The sequence below is a fragment of the Citrobacter sp. RHB36-C18 genome, assembly GCF_013814485.1.
In the GTDB taxonomy this organism is placed as follows: Bacteria; Pseudomonadota; Gammaproteobacteria; order Enterobacterales; family Enterobacteriaceae; genus Citrobacter; species Citrobacter braakii.
The window spans coordinates 4,708,193-4,725,986 of the sequence record NZ_CP057125.1; the positions used below are offsets into that span (position 1 = coordinate 4,708,193).

Annotated in this window: 17 protein-coding genes; 4 read left to right on the top strand and 13 right to left on the bottom strand. The window is 52.8% G+C overall.

All coding sequences use genetic code 11. The annotated features are described in order from the left end of the window. Positions 1-98: 98 nt before the first annotated feature. Entirely contained in the window at positions 99-2,288 is a 2,190-nt protein-coding gene (fadB, locus tag HVZ52_RS22275) for a fatty acid oxidation complex subunit alpha FadB (RefSeq protein ID WP_131347287.1), read from the top strand. 9 nt (positions 2,289-2,297) lie between these two features. After that, positions 2,298-3,461, top strand: a complete 1,164-nt coding sequence (gene fadA / locus HVZ52_RS22280) for an acetyl-CoA C-acyltransferase FadA (RefSeq protein WP_016155148.1) — start codon at positions 2,298-2,300, stop codon at positions 3,459-3,461. 213 nt (positions 3,462-3,674) lie between these two features. On the opposite strand, the gene HVZ52_RS22285 is transcribed toward fadA, so the two are convergent. From HVZ52_RS22285 to ubiD, 4 genes are all read right to left on the bottom strand, one after another. Beyond that, positions 3,675-4,655 carry a LacI family DNA-binding transcriptional regulator gene (locus HVZ52_RS22285; protein WP_049281628.1) on the bottom strand — a complete coding sequence of 327 codons (981 nt, stop codon included), beginning with the start codon at positions 4,653-4,655 and terminating at the stop codon, positions 3,675-3,677. 7 nt (positions 4,656-4,662) lie between these two features. Continuing rightward, positions 4,663-5,577, bottom strand: coding sequence for an ROK family protein (locus HVZ52_RS22290; protein ID WP_049269825.1), 915 nt, complete (start codon positions 5,575-5,577; stop codon positions 4,663-4,665). 233 nt (positions 5,578-5,810) lie between these two features. After that, entirely contained in the window at positions 5,811-6,512 is a 702-nt protein-coding gene (gene fre / locus HVZ52_RS22295; RefSeq protein WP_003828903.1) for an NAD(P)H-flavin reductase, read from the bottom strand. Positions 6,513-6,552: 40 nt separating this feature from the next. Further along, positions 6,553-8,046: a 4-hydroxy-3-polyprenylbenzoate decarboxylase gene (gene ubiD, locus HVZ52_RS22300; protein ID WP_016155145.1), complete on the bottom strand. Its 1,494-nt coding sequence runs from the start codon at positions 8,044-8,046 to the stop codon at positions 6,553-6,555. 204 nt (positions 8,047-8,250) lie between these two features. On the opposite strand from ubiD, the gene rfaH reads away from it, so the two are divergent. Then, positions 8,251-8,739, top strand: coding sequence for a transcription/translation regulatory transformer protein RfaH (rfaH, locus tag HVZ52_RS22305; protein WP_016155144.1), 489 nt, complete (start codon positions 8,251-8,253; stop codon positions 8,737-8,739). A gap of 5 nt (positions 8,740-8,744) precedes the next feature. Here the strand turns inward: rfaH and tatD are convergent, their stop codons facing one another. The 9 genes from tatD to udp all read right to left on the bottom strand — a co-directional run bounded on the left by tatD (position 8,745) and on the right by udp (position 16,686). Then, entirely contained in the window at positions 8,745-9,527 is a 783-nt protein-coding gene (tatD, locus tag HVZ52_RS22310) for a 3'-5' ssDNA/RNA exonuclease TatD (RefSeq protein ID WP_047358741.1), read from the bottom strand. Between the two features lie 41 nt (positions 9,528-9,568). Beyond that, positions 9,569-10,360 (bottom strand): Sec-independent protein translocase subunit TatC, encoded by a 792-nt coding sequence (tatC, locus tag HVZ52_RS22315; RefSeq protein WP_016155142.1) that lies wholly within the window; start codon positions 10,358-10,360, stop codon positions 9,569-9,571. A 2-nt stretch (positions 10,361-10,362) separates the two neighbouring features. After that, positions 10,363-10,911, bottom strand: a complete 549-nt coding sequence (gene tatB, locus HVZ52_RS22320; RefSeq protein ID WP_016155141.1) for a Sec-independent protein translocase protein TatB — start codon at positions 10,909-10,911, stop codon at positions 10,363-10,365. Positions 10,912-10,914: 3 nt separating this feature from the next. Further along, the gene (gene tatA / locus HVZ52_RS22325) at positions 10,915-11,169 is read right to left on the bottom strand and encodes a Sec-independent protein translocase subunit TatA (protein ID WP_003017888.1); all 255 of its coding nucleotides are present in this window, start codon (positions 11,167-11,169) and stop codon (positions 10,915-10,917) included. 78 nt (positions 11,170-11,247) lie between these two features. Continuing rightward, positions 11,248-12,888, bottom strand: a complete 1,641-nt coding sequence (gene ubiB, locus HVZ52_RS22330) for a ubiquinone biosynthesis regulatory protein kinase UbiB (protein ID WP_016155140.1) — start codon at positions 12,886-12,888, stop codon at positions 11,248-11,250. Further along, on the bottom strand, positions 12,885-13,490 hold the full coding sequence (gene ubiJ, locus HVZ52_RS22335) for a ubiquinone biosynthesis protein UbiJ (protein WP_016155139.1): 606 nt from the start codon (positions 13,488-13,490) through the stop codon (positions 12,885-12,887). Before ubiJ ends, ubiB begins: the two co-directional genes overlap by 4 nt. A gap of 13 nt (positions 13,491-13,503) precedes the next feature. Next, positions 13,504-14,259: a bifunctional demethylmenaquinone methyltransferase/2-methoxy-6-polyprenyl-1,4-benzoquinol methylase UbiE gene (gene ubiE / locus HVZ52_RS22340; protein WP_003017897.1), complete on the bottom strand. Its 756-nt coding sequence runs from the start codon at positions 14,257-14,259 to the stop codon at positions 13,504-13,506. A 94-nt stretch (positions 14,260-14,353) separates the two neighbouring features. Continuing rightward, positions 14,354-15,784, bottom strand: a complete 1,431-nt coding sequence (gene rmuC / locus HVZ52_RS22345; protein ID WP_019078423.1) for a DNA recombination protein RmuC — start codon at positions 15,782-15,784, stop codon at positions 14,354-14,356. 140 nt (positions 15,785-15,924) lie between these two features. Beyond that, positions 15,925-16,686, bottom strand: a complete 762-nt coding sequence (gene udp, locus HVZ52_RS22350; RefSeq protein WP_006686084.1) for a uridine phosphorylase — start codon at positions 16,684-16,686, stop codon at positions 15,925-15,927. 265 nt (positions 16,687-16,951) lie between these two features. Here udp and HVZ52_RS22355 point away from each other — a divergent pair, with 265 nt between their 5' ends. Next, complete coding sequence (locus HVZ52_RS22355) at positions 16,952-17,758, top strand: dienelactone hydrolase family protein (protein ID WP_016155137.1); 807 nt, start codon at positions 16,952-16,954, stop codon at positions 17,756-17,758. Positions 17,759-17,794: the final 36 nt, after the last annotated feature.

Here is a 17,794-nt window from a genome sequence, read left to right on the forward strand (position 1 = left end):
TCATTTCTTTAATCATTCATTTGCATTTTATTAACACAAAACACACACTTCGATTCATCTGGTATGACCAGATCACCTTGCGGATTCAGGAGACTGACATGCTTTACAAAGGCGACACCCTGTACCTCGACTGGCTGGAAGATGGCATCGCCGAACTGGTGTTCGATGCCCCAGGCTCAGTCAATAAACTCGACACGGCCACCGTTGCCAGCCTGGGCCATGCGCTTGACGTGCTGGAAAAACAACCGAATTTAAAAGGGCTGCTGCTGCGTTCTAACAAAGCAGCCTTTATTGTTGGTGCCGACATCACCGAATTCCTTTCACTGTTCCTCGTGCCTGAAGAGCAACTGAGCCAGTGGCTGCATTTTGCCAACAGCGTGTTTAATCGCCTGGAAGATCTGCCTGTTCCGACTCTCTCAGCAGTTAACGGCTATGCGCTGGGCGGCGGCTGTGAGTGTGTCCTGGCGACCGATTATCGTCTGGCTACGCCGGACCTGCGCATCGGCCTGCCAGAAACCAAGCTGGGCATTATGCCAGGCTTTGGCGGCTCCGTGCGTATGCCACGTATGCTGGGTGCGGACAGCGCGCTGGAAATTATTGCTGCGGGTAAAGATGTGGGTGCTGAGCAGGCGCTAAAAATCGGTCTGGTCGATGGCGTAGTGAAGCAAGACAAACTGCTTGATGGCGCGATCGCGGTATTACGTCAGGCGATTAACGGCGACCTCGACTGGAAAGCCAAACGTCAGCCGAAGCTGGAGCCGTTGAAACTCAGCAAAATTGAAGCGGCAATGAGCTTTACCATCGCCAAAGGTATGGTGGCGCAGACGGCAGGTAAGCATTATCCCGCACCGATTACCGCGGTAAAAACCATTGAAGCAGCGGCCCGTTTTGGTCGTGAAGAAGCGCTGAATCTGGAAAATAAAAGCTTTGTTCCACTGGCGCACACCAATGAAGCCCGCGCACTGGTTGGAATTTTCCTTAACGATCAGTTCGTGAAAGCCAAAGCCAAAAAGCTCACCAAAAATGTTGAAGCGCCAAAGCAAGCTGCTGTGCTGGGCGCAGGCATTATGGGCGGCGGCATAGCTTACCAGTCGGCCTGGAAAGGCGTGCCGGTTGTCATGAAAGATATCAACGACAAATCATTAACGCTGGGTATGACCGAAGCGGCCAAGCTACTGAACAAACAGCTTGAGCGCGGCAAAATTGACGGTCTGAAAATGGCGGGCGTTATTTCCACCATTCACCCCACCCTCGACTATAGCGGTTTCGAACGCGTGGACGTGGTAGTTGAAGCGGTCGTAGAAAACCCAAAAGTGAAAAAAGCGGTACTGGCGGAAACCGAAGATCAGGTTCGCCCGGACACCGTACTGGCTTCGAATACTTCCACCATCCCAATCAACGAACTGGCCAGCGCGCTTAAGCGTCCGGAAAACTTCTGTGGGATGCACTTCTTTAACCCGGTGCACCGTATGCCGCTGGTTGAGATCATTCGCGGCGAGAAAAGCTCGGATGAAACCATCGCTAAGGTTGTCGCTTGGGCAAGCCAGATGGGCAAAACGCCGATTGTGGTTAATGACTGCCCTGGTTTCTTCGTTAACCGCGTGCTGTTCCCCTATTTTGCCGGTTTCAGTCAGTTACTGCGCGACGGGGCGGATTTCCGCAAAGTCGACAAAGTGATGGAAAAACAGTTTGGTTGGCCGATGGGCCCGGCTTATCTGCTGGACGTGGTAGGTATTGATACCGCGCACCACGCGCAGGCGGTGATGTCCGCAGGCTTCCCTCAGCGTATGCAGAAAGATTATCGCGATGCGATAGACGCCCTGTTTGATGCTAACCGTTTCGGGCAGAAAAACGGTCTCGGATTCTGGCGTTATAAAGAAGACAACAAGGGCAAACCGAAGAAAGAAGAAGATGCCACCGTTGACGCTCTGCTGGCAGAGGTCAGCCAGCCGAAACGCGACTTCAGCGATGAAGAGATTATCGCCCGCATGATGATCCCTATGGTCAACGAAGTAGTGCGTTGCCTGGAAGAAGGCATTATCGCCAGCCCGGCAGAAGCCGATATGGCGCTGGTATACGGTCTGGGCTTCCCTCCGTTCCACGGCGGTGCGTTCCGCTGGCTGGATACGCTCGGCAGCGCGAAGTATCTCGATATGGCTCAGCAGTATCAGCACCTTGGTCCGCTGTATGAAGTTCCGGCCGGTCTGCGTGATAAAGCGCGCCATAACGAACCGTATTATCCCCAGGTTGAGCCAGCCCGCCCGGTTGGCAGCCTGAAAACGGCTTAAGGAGTCACAATGGAACAGGTTGTAATTGTTGATGCGATCCGTACCCCGATGGGCCGTTCGAAAGGGGGCGCGTTTCGGAACGTGCGGGCAGAAGATCTCTCTGCACATTTAATGCGTAGCCTGCTGGCGCGTAATCCGGCGCTGGAGCCAACCGCGCTTGATGACATTTACTGGGGCTGTGTGCAACAAACGCTGGAGCAGGGTTTCAATATCGCCCGTAATGCCGCGCTGCTAGCGGAAGTTCCGCACTCCGTTCCGGCCGTCACGGTCAATCGCCTGTGCGGTTCGTCCATGCAGGCGCTGCACGATGCGGCACGCATGATCATGACTGGTGATGCTCAGGCGTGCCTGATTGGCGGCGTTGAGCATATGGGCCATGTGCCAATGAGCCACGGCGTTGATTTCCACCCGGGTATGAGCCGCAACGTGGCGAAAGCCGCCGGGATGATGGGCCTGACCGCGGAAATGCTCTCCCGCATGCACGGCATCAGCCGTGAAATGCAGGACGCTTTCGCCGCACGTTCACACGCTCGCGCCTGGGCTGCAACACAGTCTGGCGCTTTTAAAAACGAAATCATCCCGACCGGCGGTCATGATGCCGACGGCGTGCTGAAGCAGTTTAACTACGATGAGGTTATCCGTCCGGAAACGACCGTTGAAGCGCTCTCCACCCTGCGCCCGGCGTTCGATCCGGTGAACGGAACGGTGACTGCCGGTACCTCTTCTGCGCTCTCCGACGGCGCAGCGGCGATGCTGGTAATGAGCGAAAGCCGCGCCCGTCAACTGGGTCTGACGCCGCGTGCCCGTATTCGTTCGATGGCTGTTGTCGGTTGCGATCCGTCAATCATGGGTTACGGCCCGGTTCCGGCCTCAAAGCTGGCGCTGAAAAAAGCGGGACTCTCCACCAGCGACATCGGCTTGTTTGAGATGAACGAAGCCTTTGCCGCTCAGATCCTGCCGTGTATTAAAGATCTGGGGCTGATGGAGCAGATCGATGAGAAGATCAACCTCAACGGCGGGGCGATCGCCTTGGGTCACCCGCTGGGTTGTTCTGGGGCGCGTATCAGCACCACCCTGCTCAACCTGATGGAACGCAAAGACGTGCAGTTTGGTCTGGCGACGATGTGTATCGGGTTAGGTCAGGGTATCGCAACGGTATTTGAGCGAGTTTAATCAAAGCATGCCGGGGGCGCTTCGCTTGCCCGGCCTACGAAATGTTATCTCAAAGCCATTGGTGCCAGAACAAGGCGGCAAGCGAATGAATCCCGATGAGCTTACGTATAGTAAGTGATTCGGGTGAATGAGCGAAGCCAACACAGTTATGGTGCCAATGGCGAAGAGAGAAAGTTTAGTTGCCGTTCTTCCCGCCTGTCAGGGGCGGGTTTTTTATTTCCCTGAACTACCACGCACCACTAACTGCACCGGCAGCAGCAGATTCTCTTCCTGATTTTCTTCCAGCAGTAAACGCAGCGCTTCACGCCCCAGCTGTTTTTTATCAACCGCAACGGTAGTCAGCGGCGGATGTGACCAGGACGCAGCATCGATATCATCAAATCCCACCAGCGCAAGATCTTCCGGGATACGTATACCCTGCTGCGCACACACCTGCTGAACAACCATCGCTGCCGCGTCGTTATAGGCAAAAATGGCATCGGGCGGCTCTGGCAGTCTGAGTAGCTCATTAACCGCATCCACCAGAGATTGCTCGGTATCCAGCAGCGGCGGCGCAACAACATCGTACTCTGGCGGCATTAGCAAACGGGCTTCATACAATGCCTGACGGTAGCCCTTTTCACGCTGACGGATGCTGTAGTGCGCGAGCGTACTGGCAAGAAAAGCAATGCGGCTGCGGCCTTGCGCAATCAGATGTTGCGTGGCCAGATAGCCGCCCAGGGTATTGTCAGGATTCACGCAAGGCAGTCCTGGCGCCCAGAGATCCACCAGCACCAGCGGCAATTTCATCTGTTGTAGCAGCCCAAGCAACTCAGGTTCAAAAAATCCCGCGCAGATCAGCGCATCAGGCTGGTGCAGCATCACCTGCTCACTTACTGCATCGCCTGGACCTATAGAGAGAAAGCTCAGCGCAACCCCCTTTTCGCGACACAGATCTTCTATCCCCAGCAGCAGTTGAGAGTAAAACGGTAAAGCCCGGCTGATATTGTGCTGGCGATGCAGTAAAAACAGGACACGTTTGATTTTGTCTGCGCGCAGGCGAGAAAAATCATAACCCTGCTGCTGCGCCACTGAAATAATGCGCTGCCGGGTCTCTTCACGCAGCCCCGGTTGCCCTTTTAGCGCGCGGGAAACAGCGCCAACCGAGACGCCACAAGCGTCGGCAATGTCTCTGATACGTACAGGTTTCGTCATTTCAGTCTCATGGATTTACTGTGGCTTGTTGCGCCCCCAGCCAGGCTGCGCCGCGTACGCCGCTGCTGTCGCCGTGGCGGGCCTGAACGATCGGTGTGCGGCACTGTTTACCAAACACGTACTGCGCCACTCGCGCCTGTAAGCCTGAGTACAGTAAATCGATATTGGATACCCCGCCCCCCAGCACGATAACATCGGGATCGAGCATATTCACCACACTCGCCAGCGCGCGAGCCAGTTGATCGCAATAGCGTTCCCACAACAAACAGGCGTCTGCATCACCCGATGCTACCCGTTGCATAATTTGTGGCACCCCCATATGTTGCGCGGTGTGATTCATATACTGACGCTCCAGGCCACTACCGGAAATAAAGCTCTCAATACAGTTCAACTGTCCGCAATAGCATGTCACTTCAGCCCCGTCCCGAGATCCGTGGTAGCGCGGCAAGGCATTATGCCCCCACTCTCCGGCACAGGCGTTAGGGCCGGAGATCAACCGGTTCTCGATGCATAGACCACCGCCGCATCCGGTACCGAGGATCACGCCAAATACCACGCTATGCCCACGCCCACTACCGTCCATCGCTTCTGACAGGGTAAAGCAGTTGGCATCATTGGTAACGGGCACTGGCATTCCTAATGCACGCTCGAGATCTTGCGCAAAGGCCTGCTGATTCAGCACCAGAATGTTGGAATTCTTAATCAAACCTTCGCTATCCACCGCACCTGGCACCCCGACGCCAACCGATAAAGGCTTATTAATGGCCTGCATAGCCCTGGCTATCATCTCCGTCACGGCCTGGAAAAAATCACCGTAACGCTGCTTTGGTGTCGCGCATCGTTCGCGGTAAACAATTTCACCCGCGTTATCAATCACCACCGCTTCGATTTTAGTCCCGCCGATATCCAGTCCGAGCCTCATGGTTTTTCCTCATTTGCCTCTCACAATGTGATGCGGTTTAGCTTGCCTATTTTGTTTACTAAACACATGGAGAGCTGTCACAAAAACTCAATTTATGTTTGAGTGACGGACATATTATGTTTACTAAAAAATAATTATGATGAGAAAGAGAGGCAATGACGCCGGGCCTGCGCCCTGCTAGTTGGAAGACAGATGATTGATGGATGCGCCGGAAGGGCTCCGGCGCACAGCGCTTAAATGAACGCGAAAGCGTCGCCAAACAGGCGATCTTCACGCGCACTGCGTTCATTACAGAACAGATCGCGCGCGATTTTGGCCATTTCAAAACGACCGGCAATGTAGATATCGTGCTCAGCCAGGGTACCGTAATCCTGCAATACCGCCGTTAACACGGTTCCCGTACGACCACGCCAGCCGTCTTCTGGCTGTTCCACCACTGGCTCAACGCGCAGATTCGGGTGATTAACAGACAACGCTTCCAGTTCGGAGAGATCGTAGAGATGCTTCTCTTCACGCCCACCCCAGTAAATGGTGATATCGCGGTTTGGATTACGCGCCAGCGCAGTAAGCAGAATGGAACGCACGTAAGAGAACCCTGTACCACCGGCAATCAGGATCAGCGGGCGCTCGTCTTCATCACGCAGCCAGGCTTCGCCATGCGGAATGTCGACCTTGATTTCCCGGTCTTTCAGAATGCGGTCCATCACAGCCATGGCATAAAGATTTAGCTCAGAGGCGCCAACGTGCAGCTCAATGAATCCTTGCTCGTCCGGCGTGGATGCCATGGAGAACGGACGCTTATCCCTTTCGTCCATCACGACCATTAAATACTGGCCAGCACGAAAGGAAAACGCCGCGTCTGGCACTAAACGAACGCGATATACGGTATCAGTGATAGCTTCTACCGAGGTCACTTTACAGCTTAAGGTTGTCATGCGCTCTCTCTGTCGGATCAATAGGCAAAATGATCGCGCCTCAGGCGCTTTTGCCGTCATTAAAGATGGCCAGTTCATCCCAAATTGCGTCAATACGCGCAGTTACTTCAGGATCTTTTTTAATCGGGCGTCCCCATTCGCGTTGGGTTTCGCCCGGCCATTTATTTGTGGCATCCAGCCCCATTTTTGAACCCAGGCCGGAAACCGGCGAGGCAAAGTCCAGGTAATCAATTGGCGTATTCTCTACCAGTACCGTATCCCGAGCCGGGTCCATACGGGTAGTAATTGCCCAAATCACATCATTCCAGTCGCGTGCATTGACATCATCATCGCAGACAATAACAAATTTGGTGTACATAAACTGGCGCAAAAACGACCAAACACCCATCATGACGCGTTTGGCATGACCAGCGTACTGTTTTTTCATCGTCACCACGGCCAGACGATATGAACAGCCTTCCGGAGGCAGGTAAAAATCGACGATTTCCGGGAACTGCTTTTGCAGAATAGGAACGAAAACTTCGTTCAGCGCCACGCCAAGCACCGCGGGCTCATCAGGCGGACGTCCGGTATAAGTAGAGTGATAAATCGCCTCTTCACGCTGGGTAATGTGCGTGACGGTAAAGACCGGAAAGCTATCTACTTCGTTGTAGTAGCCGGTATGATCGCCATACGGTCCTTCCGGGGCCAGCTCACCCGGTTCGATATACCCTTCCAGCACGATTTCAGCACTGGCGGGCACTTCCAGATCGTTGGAAATACATTTTACCACTTCGGTTTTGGTGCCACGTAACAGCCCGGCAAATGCGTACTCGGATAATGTATCAGGGACGGGCGTCACGGCCCCCAGAATGGTCGCAGGATCTGCCCCCAACGCCACCGAAACCGGGAAGCGTTCGCCAGGATGCGCCGCACACCACTCCTGGTAATCGAGCGCGCCGCCGCGGTGGGACAGCCAGCGCATAATAAGCTTGTTTTTGCCAATCAGCTGCTGGCGATAAATGCCCAGATTCTGCCGCTCTTTATGCGGACCACGCGTTACGGTTAGCCCCCAGGTAATCAGCGGTGCGGCATCTTCCGGCCAACAGGTCATAATCGGAATACGGTTTAAATCGACGTCATCACCGGAGTAGATTTTTTGCTGACAAGGCGCACCGCGCAACCGCTTAGTCGGCATGTTCAGCACCTGCTTAAACTGCGGCAGCTTATCAAACAGATCGCGGAATCCTTTCGGTGGCTCCGGCTCTTTCAAAAACGCCAACAGTTTACCGACTTCCCGTAGTGCCGAGACATCTTCCTGCCCCATCCCCATCGCAACACGCTTCGGTGTGCCAAACAGGTTACACAGCACCGGCATTGAATAGCCTTTAGGATTCTCAAACAGTAACGCAGGCCCACCAGCACGCAGGGTGCGATCGGCAATTTCAGTAATTTCCAGGTGGGGATCCACCTCAAGCGAAATGCGTTTGAGCTCGCCCTGCTGTTCAAGCAGCGTCAGGAAGTCGCGTAAATCGTGATATTTCATGGCGTCCATTGTGGCCTCTTCGTAAGCGCTTCATTATACGGCGTTCATCATTGTGATGCTGTATTTTTGTTAAATTAGCGTGAACTCTGGCGATACATATAAGCCCTGGGAGTATATACCCGTTGGGTTTCAGCCTGCTTTGAGGCGGGTATAATTAACTTAACTCATGGCTTTTGCTATGCTAGCGCTCAGAACAAGCGAATAAGAGTTATTATGCAATCCTGGTATTTACTGTACTGCAAACGTGGGCAACTTCAGCGAGCCCAGGAACACCTGGAAAGACAGGCGGTGAACTGCCTGACGCCTATGATCACCCTGGAAAAAATGGTGCGCGGTAAACGTACCACAGTCTGTGAACCACTATTCCCTAATTACATGTTTGTCGAGTTCGACCCGGAAGTGATCCACACCACCACGATCAACGCCACGCGTGGTGTCAGCCATTTCGTTCGTTTTGGAGCGACGCCTGCGACCGTCCCATCCCCCGTAATTCACCAGCTTTCTATCTACAAGCCTGAAGGTATTGTTGACCCGCAAACCCCTCAGCCAGGGGACAGCGTGATTATTACTGAAGGGGCGTTTGAGGGACTGAAAGCGATCTTCACCGAACCGGATGGCGAAGCGCGTTCCATGCTGCTGCTTAACCTCTTGAATAAAGAGATTAAGCAGAGCGTTAAAAATACCGGTTTTCGAAAAATATAAGTCGTTTAGAAGGTCACTTCGAACAGCGTTCTGACGTTGGCATCAATGGTTGCTGACAGCCATTGAGGGTCTTCCCCACGCCAGTGAGCAATTCGCTCAAGAATATGCGGCAGGTGCGCCGGTTCATTGCGACGTGACGTCGGTTTAGGCGTTAAGTCGCGAGGGAGCAGGTAAGGTGCATCGGTTTCTATCAGCAGTCTTTCCACCGGAATAAACGGCAGCAGCTCCCGCAGTTCCATCCCCCGGCGTTCATCACAGACCCACCCGGTGATACCGATATAAAGCCCTCGGTCCACGCAGTCCTGCATCTCCTGGCGCGAACCGGTGAAACAGTGCAGCACCGCGCCTGGGAGGCTGTCCAGCCACGGCTCCAGCAACGTCAGAAAACGCTCATGCGCATCCCGACAATGCATGAAAATCGGCATCTGCAGTTCAGCAGCAATGCGCAGTTGCGCTTCAAAAGCACGTTCCTGTTCCTGCGGCGTGGAGAAATTGCGATTGAAATCCAGGCCGCACTCACCAATAGCGACTACCTTCGACTGGTTTGCCAGCGTGATAATCTCGTCTTCCGTTGAGGATTGCCATTGGCTGCTGTCATGCGGGTGCACGCCAGCCGTGGACCAGCAATGCGGATAATGCTGCGCCAGCTTTAACGCCTGCTGGCTTTCGTGAAGGCTTGTTCCGGTCAGAAGCATACCGTTTACGCCCGCAGCAAAGGCGCGCGCCACGACCTCATCCCGGTCTTTCGCAAATTGTGAACTGGTTAAATTAACGCCAATATCAAACATGCTTCCTCCCATATGACAACCGCCCTGACGGGCGGTTGAATTTATTCTTCAGTTTTCTCGGTGGCTTCGGCTTCTTTTGCTTCTTCAGCCTCGTTGTCCTCATCTCTCGTACGTCGCTTACCGACATAGAAACGAGAGAAGAAAACACCCACCTCGAACAGGCAGTACATCGGTATCGCCAACAACGTTTGCGAGAAGACATCTGGCGGAGTCAGTAGCATCCCGACGACAAAAGCACCCACCACAACATAAGGACGTTTTTTACGTAAATCATCTGGCGTCGTAATGCCCATCCAGCATAGCAGCACGATGGCGACAGGCACCTCAAAAGAGACACCGAAAGCCATAAATAGCGCCATTACAAAGCTGAGATAGCTGGCAATGTCCGTTGATACCTGCACGCCTTGCGGAGCCGTGTTGGCCAGAAAACCAAACGCTAACGGGAAGACAACAAAATAGGCGAATGCCATGCCGATGTAGAACAACAACGAACTGGAGACCAGCAGCGGAACAACCAGACGGCGTTCATGTTTATACAACGCTGGCGCTATAAATGCCCACACCTGGTAGAGGATCACTGGCGCTGACAGGATCAGCGATACCATGAAGGTCAACTTGATTGGGGTAAAGAACGGCGAAGCCACATCGGTGGCGATCATTGTTGCACCCTGCGGCATCTGTTTAATCAACGGTGCCGCGACCATATGGTAAATGTCGTTGGCAAAGTAAACCAACGCCAGAAAGATCACGATTACCGCAATGATGCAGTTCAGGAGTCGCTTACGCAGCTCAATAAGATGCGTGATGAGCGGTTGGGTATCTTCTACAGCCATGTTTACGGTTTATCACTCGACGAGGGGGAGGATTCGGCAACAGGTGCGACAGCTTTCTTTTCTGCATCCATTAACGTAGCGGAAGTGTTTTCCGTTGGCTCTGGCGTTTTAGCACCCGTGGATTCCGGTTTTTGCTCCGGCGAACTGGCCTGGTTTTCAGCGGCAGCAGGGGTGACCCCTTCTCGCTGCGCTTCAGCTTCTTTCACCACCGGATTATGGATAGTGTGCGCTTCATCGCTCTCTTTCTCAGGATCGTGCACACTGTAAGAACGCTTCATCGACTCTGCCGCTTCACGCAGCTCATCCATTGAGGCTTTCAACTCCGGGGTCAGATTTGTCAGGCTCGCTTTCTCTACTTTCTTCAGGCTGTCCTGAAACTCCTGAAGCTTAAGCTCCTGGGTCAGTTCATTCTGAACAGTAGTTGCCAGGGAACGCAAAGCACGAACCCAGCCAGCAACCGTTTTTACCGCTACAGGTAAACGTTGCGGCCCCAGGACGATGAGGCCGATCACGAACACCAATAACAGTTCGCTAAAACCGATATCAAACACGGATTATACCTGCTCTTTATCTTGGCTTTTGGCGTCTTCTTTTTTCACTTCGCCCTGCTTATCGGTAATGGATTTAGCAGTAAAATCAGCATCCTGGCTGGTTTTATCTTGCTTTGGCTCATCATCACCCATTGCTTTTTTGAAGCCTTTAATCGACGCGCCAAGATCGGAACCGATGGAGCCGAGTTTCTTGGTGCCAAATAGCAGTACAACGATGACGGCAATGATCAACAACTGCCAAATACTGATACCACCCATACATGTTCCTCTGTCATAGATGATGAATTAATAAGGCCGTAGTATACGTTACACGACCTGCCTAGGGCGATGAAAAATTCAGCGCATTTTGCGCCAGCCGATCAACCAGGCTAAGACACCGCCGGCCATTAACCAGCCCGGCATAAGCCCCCACTCAGGACGGCTTACCAGCAGGAATGTTCCACTGAGCAACAATGTTGCACCAATGCCCAATAAATAACGGGATTGTCCCTGACGTACATGATTCGCGTGAAGCTCGCGGGCAATCTTATCAACACTGTGCTGTAAATATTTGCCCTGGCGCAAACTGTCATACACCAGTTCAGGTATTTCTGGCATTTTTTCGACCCAGAACGGTGCTTTTTCTTTAAATGCTCTAACAAGCGCCGGAATACCGACCTGATCTTTGATCCAGGATTCGAGGAAAGGCTTGGCCGTTTTCCACAAATCTAACTGCGGGTAGAGCTGACGTCCGACACCTTCAACGTACAGCAGCGTCTTCTGTAGCAATACCAGTTGAGGCTGAACTTCCATATTGAATCGGCGCGCTGTGTTGAACAGATTTAACAGCACATGACCAAAGGAAATCTCCGCCAGCGGTTTTTCGAAAATCGGCTCGCACACGGTACGAATGGCAAATTCAAACTCTTCTACGTTGGTATCCGGCGGAACCCAGCCAGAATCCACATGCAGTTCAGCAACTTTGCGGTAGTCGCGGTTAAAGAACGCGATGAAGTTTTCAGCCAGATAACGCTTATCTTCTTTGTTTAAAGAACCCACAATCCCACAATCAATACCAATGTATTTCGGGTTTTCAGGATGCTCATAACTCACGAAAATGTTCCCAGGGTGCATATCCGCATGGAAAAAGCTGTCGCGGAATACCTGAGTAAAGAAGACCTGAACACCGCGTTCAGCCAGCAGCTTCATATTGGTGCCGTTCTTCTCAAGCGAGGTGACATCTGAAACGGGAATACCGTAAATGCGCTCCATCACCATCATGTTCTGACTGCAATAGTCAGAGTACACTTCCGGGATGTACAGCATTGGGCTGTCTTCAAAATTACGTCGCAGCTGAATCGCGTTCGCCGACTCGCGCAGCAGATTCAGCTCATCAATCAACGTTTTTTCATATTCACGGACCACTTCTGTTGGTCGCAGGCGGCGGCCGTCTGGCATCAGGCGAGGTACCCAGCGAGCAAGGCGGTAGATTAGTTTTAAATCCGCCTTGATTACCGGCAGTATGTCCGGGCGGATAACTTTGATCACCACCTCTTTCCCATTCGATTTCAGTCGCGCGGTGTGAACCTGAGCAATAGACGCGGATGCCAGCGGTGTGATCTCAAAATCATCAAACCATTCCTCGACGGGCAGCCCACCCATCGCCTCTTCGATTTGTTCTTTCGCTCTTTGCCCATCGAATGGGGCTACCCGATCCTGCAATAACGCTAGCTGATCGGCGATGTGCGGCGGGAAAAGATCACGACGGGTAGAGAGCATTTGCCCGAACTTAATCCACACTGGGCCGAGCTCCTGTAAAGCCAGTCTCAGCCGTTCTCCCAGCGGTTTGTCTTTATGTCGGTTGGGCATCCAGAACAGCGTGTAACGCCACAACCGGAGCGGCAGCGTGATACGCATTTTGGGGATGAGTTCATCAAGACCGTAGCTTAAAAAAGTGCGAATGATGAAATAAAGGCGCCGTACTTCACCTGGCGTCATTTGGCCTCCAGTTTTTCCAGCCGTTTGGCCAGAGATTCGACCGCACGCTCAACGGCTGCCGTTTCTTCTGCAAACCATGCAACCTCAAGCGGACCTGGAGCCATACGCCACTCTTCGGTGATCGCTTCGGCAACATAGCGCTGCTGGCGTTGAATGTTGTGGCACAGGAACTTCGCTCCACCACGCAAAACTTTGCTGACCCCTTCCGCGACGATATCGCCGGTATAAGGTGCTAACAGTTCTGCGGGATCAAACTCCGCCAGATCGGCCAACGCGACAAAGTTCTGTACCACCTGGATATCGCCCTGAACCTCCAGCTCACCACTGCGGATAAGCGTGGTGAGTTGCTGCCGGTCGCGTAATTTCGGTAACACGCTGGCATGTGTGATTACGGTGCAATCGGCTTCGCCTTCCCATGCCCCCAGCACATCGACCTGGCGCTCACTAAACACCAGCACTAACGGTGTTGAAAATCCTTTTAGCTCAACACGCAGCACTTTGCCCTGTAAACGCGTTCTGGCTGACTTGAGCGCAGGAGAACGATACAGAAAGGTGTTAAGCAAATTTTCAACGCCGGCGGTCACTAAGGGTTTTAAAGGCATCCCCAATCTCCTGTCAGAACTTGTAACCACGATGCAGCGCAACGACACCTGCCGTCAGGTTGTAGTAATCAACGCTTTCGAACCCGGCATCTTGCATCATTGCTTTTAAAGTGTCCTGATCGGGATGCATGCGGATGGACTCCGCCAAATAGCGATAACTGTCTGCATCGCTTGCCACCATAGAACCAATGCGCGGCAAAACGTGGAAAGAGTATGCGTCGTAGGCTTTGCTCAGCGGTTCGATAATCGGCTTGGAGAACTCCAGCACCAGTAGACGTCCGCCCGGCTTCAACACGCGATACATAGATCGTAATGCTTTGTCTTTATCCGTTACGTTGCGCAGACCGAAAGAGATGGTGATGCAGTCAAACGTGTTGTCTGGGAAAGGTAATGCTTCCGCATTCGCCTGAACGTACTCAACGTTACCCACGACGCCGATATTACGCAGCTTTTCGCGACCCATTTTGAGCATTGAGTCGTTGATATCCGCCAGCACAACTTTGCCAGTTTCGCCTACCATGCGAGAGAATTTCGCCGTTAGATCGCCCGTACCGCCCGCTAAATCGAGAACGGTTTGCCCGCGACGCACGCCACTGCAGTCAATGGTGAAGCGCTTCCACAAACGATGAATGCCAAATGACATTAAGTCATTCATAACGTCATATTTAGACGCCACAGAATGAAAAACGTGGGCCACCATGTCAGCTTTCTGCTCTTTAGCGACGGTCTGAAAGCCAAAGTGCGTCGTTTCTTGTGAATTATCCACCATCTCAGTGCCTGCTCATCCAAAAAATGTTCAAGAAGTGTAACAGATTGGGCCAATTTGCCCTACCCTTCTGCCCGGTTCAACTACCCCAAACGGACTAGTTTGATTGCTGGTTTACTGCTTCATCATCAGGGTAAGGTTCATCCTGCTGCGTTTCAGGGACCGAACGCAAGCGGTACTCTTCATCCTGCGTAGTGGCTTGTTCAGCCAGTTCAGGATTAATCTCGCGCTTAATTTCCACGCCTAAACTGCGAAACGCTTCTGCCTGCGACAGGACGTTTCCACGACCTGAAGAGAGTTTTTTCATCGCCTGTCGGTAGTTATCCTGAGCTTTATCCAGGCTTTGGCCAATTGCCGACATATCATCCACAAACAATCGCATCTTGTCATAAAGTTTGCTGGCCCGATCGGCAATCTGTTGCGCATTACGACTCTGATGCTCGTAGCGCCACAAGTTGGCAATCGTGCGCAATGCCACCAACAACGTGGTAGGGCTAACCAGCATAATGTTATTTTTAAGGGCTTCGGTAATCAGTTCAGGCTGTCTATCGAGCGCCAGTAAAAAAGCAGGCTCAACGGGGATAAACATCAGCACATAGTCAAGTGTGCGCAGCCCAGGAAGCTGCTGATAGTCTTTGCGCCCCAGCAGACGGATATGGTTTCGTACCGAGGCGATGTGCTCCTGCAACGCGCTCTCGCGGGTGTATTCATCTTCAGCATTAAAATAGCGTTCATAGGCGACCAGCGTCATTTTCGCGTCGATCACCACATCTTTGCCCTGCGGTAACCGGACGATGACATCTGGCTGCATCCGCGAACGGGCGTCGTTCTCAATGCTGACCTGGGTTTCGTATTCATAGCCTTCGCGCAGACCGGAAGCCTCAAGCACCCGCGTGAGTACGACCTCGCCCCAGTTGCCCTGCGTTTTGTTATCGCCTTTTAATGCCCGCGTCAGGTTTACCGCTTCCTGCGCCATCTGCGCGTTCAGTTGCTGCAGATTACGAATTTCGTGCGCCAGAGTATGGCGTTCTTGCGCCTCTTTACCAAAGCTATCCTGAACCTGGCGTCGAAAACCGTCCAGTTGTTCGCGAAGCGGTGTAAGCAGGCTGTTCAGGCTTTGGCGATTTTGCTCATCTACACGACGGTTGCTGTGCTCGAAAATACGGTTCGCCAGATTTTCAAACTGTTCGCTCAGACGCTGTTCGCTGTTGATCATCTGGCGGATTTTATCTTCCGCATGCTGCTGCGTCGCTTCCAGACGGGTAGTGACTTCTCGAAGATCGGCTTCCAGAGAGGTGTTGATGCTGTGCAGGCTGCGCAATTCGTTATTGAGTAATTCGCACTCATCGCGCCAGTGGGCTTCCTGTGAGAGCTGCTGGCGGGCGGCGCTTAGCGCAATATCCAGTTCGCGTCGTTCTTCGATGAGGTCGGCACGGATCCGATCGGCATGCGCTTTTGTTGCCAGCCACCCCACCAGCAGCCCTGCGGCTAACGCCAGCACGGCACTCATCATAATTGAAATATCCACAACGCCCCCTTACAGCAACGACTTACCCGCACAAAATAGAATTGTGCTGTATAAACGTCCAGTTTAAAAGGAATTTCCTGCGAGGCACTACGCAAAATAAAAAGGCCGAACGCGTCGGCCTTTTTGAATAGACGGGAGAATTACAGTAAACGACGCGCAGCTTCCACCACGATTTTCACCGCGTGGCTTTCTGTTTGTTTCATCGTTTCCGCATTAGGGATCTCTTGCTGAGTACGGTTCACGATAACACCCGCGACCATACCGGCACGCAGACCCTGGCTTGCGCACATGGTGAGCAGCGTAGCAGATTCCATTTCGTAGTTCATGACGCCCATAGACTGCCACTCTTCCATTGAGCCTTTGAAACGGCTCACTACGCGACCAGAGAAGGTGTCATAACGCTCCTGGCCCGGATAGAAGGTATCAGAAGACGCGGTAACGCCTACGTGGGTGGTGGCGCCGATAGATTTCGCCGCTTCCACCAGCGCGGTGGTGCACTCGAAGTCCGCGACGGCCGGGAATTCCATTGGCGCGAAGTGCAGACTTGCACCGTCCAGACGGACAGACGCCGTGGTGACCAGTACATCTCCTACGTTGATATGTGGCTGGATGGCGCCAGTCGTACCGATACGCAGGAAGGTACGAATGCCCAACTGTGCCAGTTCTTCTACGGCAATAGAGGTTGACGGACCGCCGATACCGGTAGAGCAAACGATCACGGCTTTACCATCCAGCTCAGCACGCCAGGTAGTGAACTCGCGATGAGATGCCAGCTTAACCGGCTTATCCATCAGCGCGGCGATCTTTTCCACACGCTCCGGGTCGCCAGGGACGATAGCGAGCTGAGCCCCTTGTAAATCGTTCTTAGTGAGGCCGAGATGAAAAACATCAGACTTAGACATAAAAACTCCTCTGTGAATCGGTTTTGTCAGAAGAAGCAAAAACACACTTTACCGAAGGCATGAACATATTTTCGTGACAGTCATCACTATGATGTAAATCAATTGCATTTCATTACCATAAAATAGTGACCTGAATCACATAAATGATGCGATGTAAGGAAGCCCTGCACAAAAGATAGACCGTTTAAGGCAATGTGGTTCGTTGCATGTGTCTATAGTTAACAATGCGCTTTTTGGCTGAATATTTAAGGGTACGGAGAATACCATGACAACACGACAATCTGGCTTTGCACCTGCTGTATCTCCACCGACGTCTACCACGGTTCACACTCCGGATAACGCCATTATCGCCGGTGTAACGTCCATACCTTCACAAGGCGATGATATGCCAGCGTATCACGCACGACCAAAACAGTCCGATGGCCCGCTGCCTGTGGTCATTGTCGTGCAGGAGATTTTTGGCATTCATGAACACATTCGTGACGTTTGCCGCCGTCTGGCTCTGGAAGGGTATCTGGCTATCGCACCAGAGCTCTATTTTCGTGAAGGCGATCCCAATGACTTTGCCGATATCCCTACGTTGCTCAGCAGCCTTGTCGCCAAAGTGCCTGACTCTCAGGTATTGGCCGATCTGGATCATGTCGCCAGTTGGGCTTCTCGTAACGGAGGAGATGCCCACCAGTTGATGATCACCGGATTTTGCTGGGGTGGACGCATCACCTGGCTGTATGCAGCTCATAATCCGCAGTTAAAAGCGGCGGTAGCGTGGTATGGCAAACTGGTGGGCGATAAAACTCTCAACTCGCCGAAACATCCTGTTGATATCGCAACCGATCTTAACGCCCCCGTTCTGGGACTTTATGGCGGCCAGGACACCAGTATTCCGCAAGATACCGTTGAAACAATGCGTCAGGCGCTGCGCGCCGCCAATGCAAAAGCGGAAATCGTGGTCTATCCCGATGCCGGACATGCGTTTAACGCCGATTATCGTCCGAGCTATCACGAAGAGTCCGCAAAAGATGGCTGGCTGAGAATGCTGGAGTGGTTCACACAATACGGCGGGAAGAAATAAACGTTAATTGCCCGGCGGCGACTACACCTTACCGGG

Excerpts from the sequence above, each read along its gene's own strand:
- fadB (WP_131347287.1), top strand. The coding sequence starts at position 99 with ATGCTTTACAAAGGCGACACCCTGTACCTCGACTGGCTGGAAGATGGC.
- fadA (WP_016155148.1), top strand. The coding sequence starts at position 2,298 with ATGGAACAGGTTGTAATTGTTGATGCGATCCGTACCCCGATGGGCCGT.
- HVZ52_RS22285 (WP_049281628.1), bottom strand. The coding sequence starts at position 4,655 with ATGACGAAACCTGTACGTATCAGAGACATTGCCGACGCTTGTGGCGTC.
- HVZ52_RS22290 (WP_049269825.1), bottom strand. The coding sequence starts at position 5,577 with ATGAGGCTCGGACTGGATATCGGCGGGACTAAAATCGAAGCGGTGGTG.
- fre (WP_003828903.1), bottom strand. The coding sequence starts at position 6,512 with ATGACAACCTTAAGCTGTAAAGTGACCTCGGTAGAAGCTATCACTGAT.
- ubiD (WP_016155145.1), bottom strand. The coding sequence starts at position 8,046 with ATGGACGCCATGAAATATCACGATTTACGCGACTTCCTGACGCTGCTT.
- rfaH (WP_016155144.1), top strand. The coding sequence starts at position 8,251 with ATGCAATCCTGGTATTTACTGTACTGCAAACGTGGGCAACTTCAGCGA.
- tatD (WP_047358741.1), bottom strand. The coding sequence starts at position 9,527 with ATGTTTGATATTGGCGTTAATTTAACCAGTTCACAATTTGCGAAAGAC.
- tatC (WP_016155142.1), bottom strand. The coding sequence starts at position 10,360 with ATGGCTGTAGAAGATACCCAACCGCTCATCACGCATCTTATTGAGCTG.
- tatA (WP_003017888.1), bottom strand. The coding sequence starts at position 11,169 with ATGGGTGGTATCAGTATTTGGCAGTTGTTGATCATTGCCGTCATCGTT.
- ubiB (WP_016155140.1), bottom strand. The coding sequence starts at position 12,888 with ATGACGCCAGGTGAAGTACGGCGCCTTTATTTCATCATTCGCACTTTT.
- ubiJ (WP_016155139.1), bottom strand. The coding sequence starts at position 13,490 with ATGCCTTTAAAACCCTTAGTGACCGCCGGCGTTGAAAATTTGCTTAAC.
- ubiE (WP_003017897.1), bottom strand. The coding sequence starts at position 14,259 with ATGGTGGATAATTCACAAGAAACGACGCACTTTGGCTTTCAGACCGTC.
- udp (WP_006686084.1), bottom strand. The coding sequence starts at position 16,686 with ATGTCTAAGTCTGATGTTTTTCATCTCGGCCTCACTAAGAACGATTTA.
- HVZ52_RS22355 (WP_016155137.1), top strand. The coding sequence starts at position 16,952 with ATGACAACACGACAATCTGGCTTTGCACCTGCTGTATCTCCACCGACG.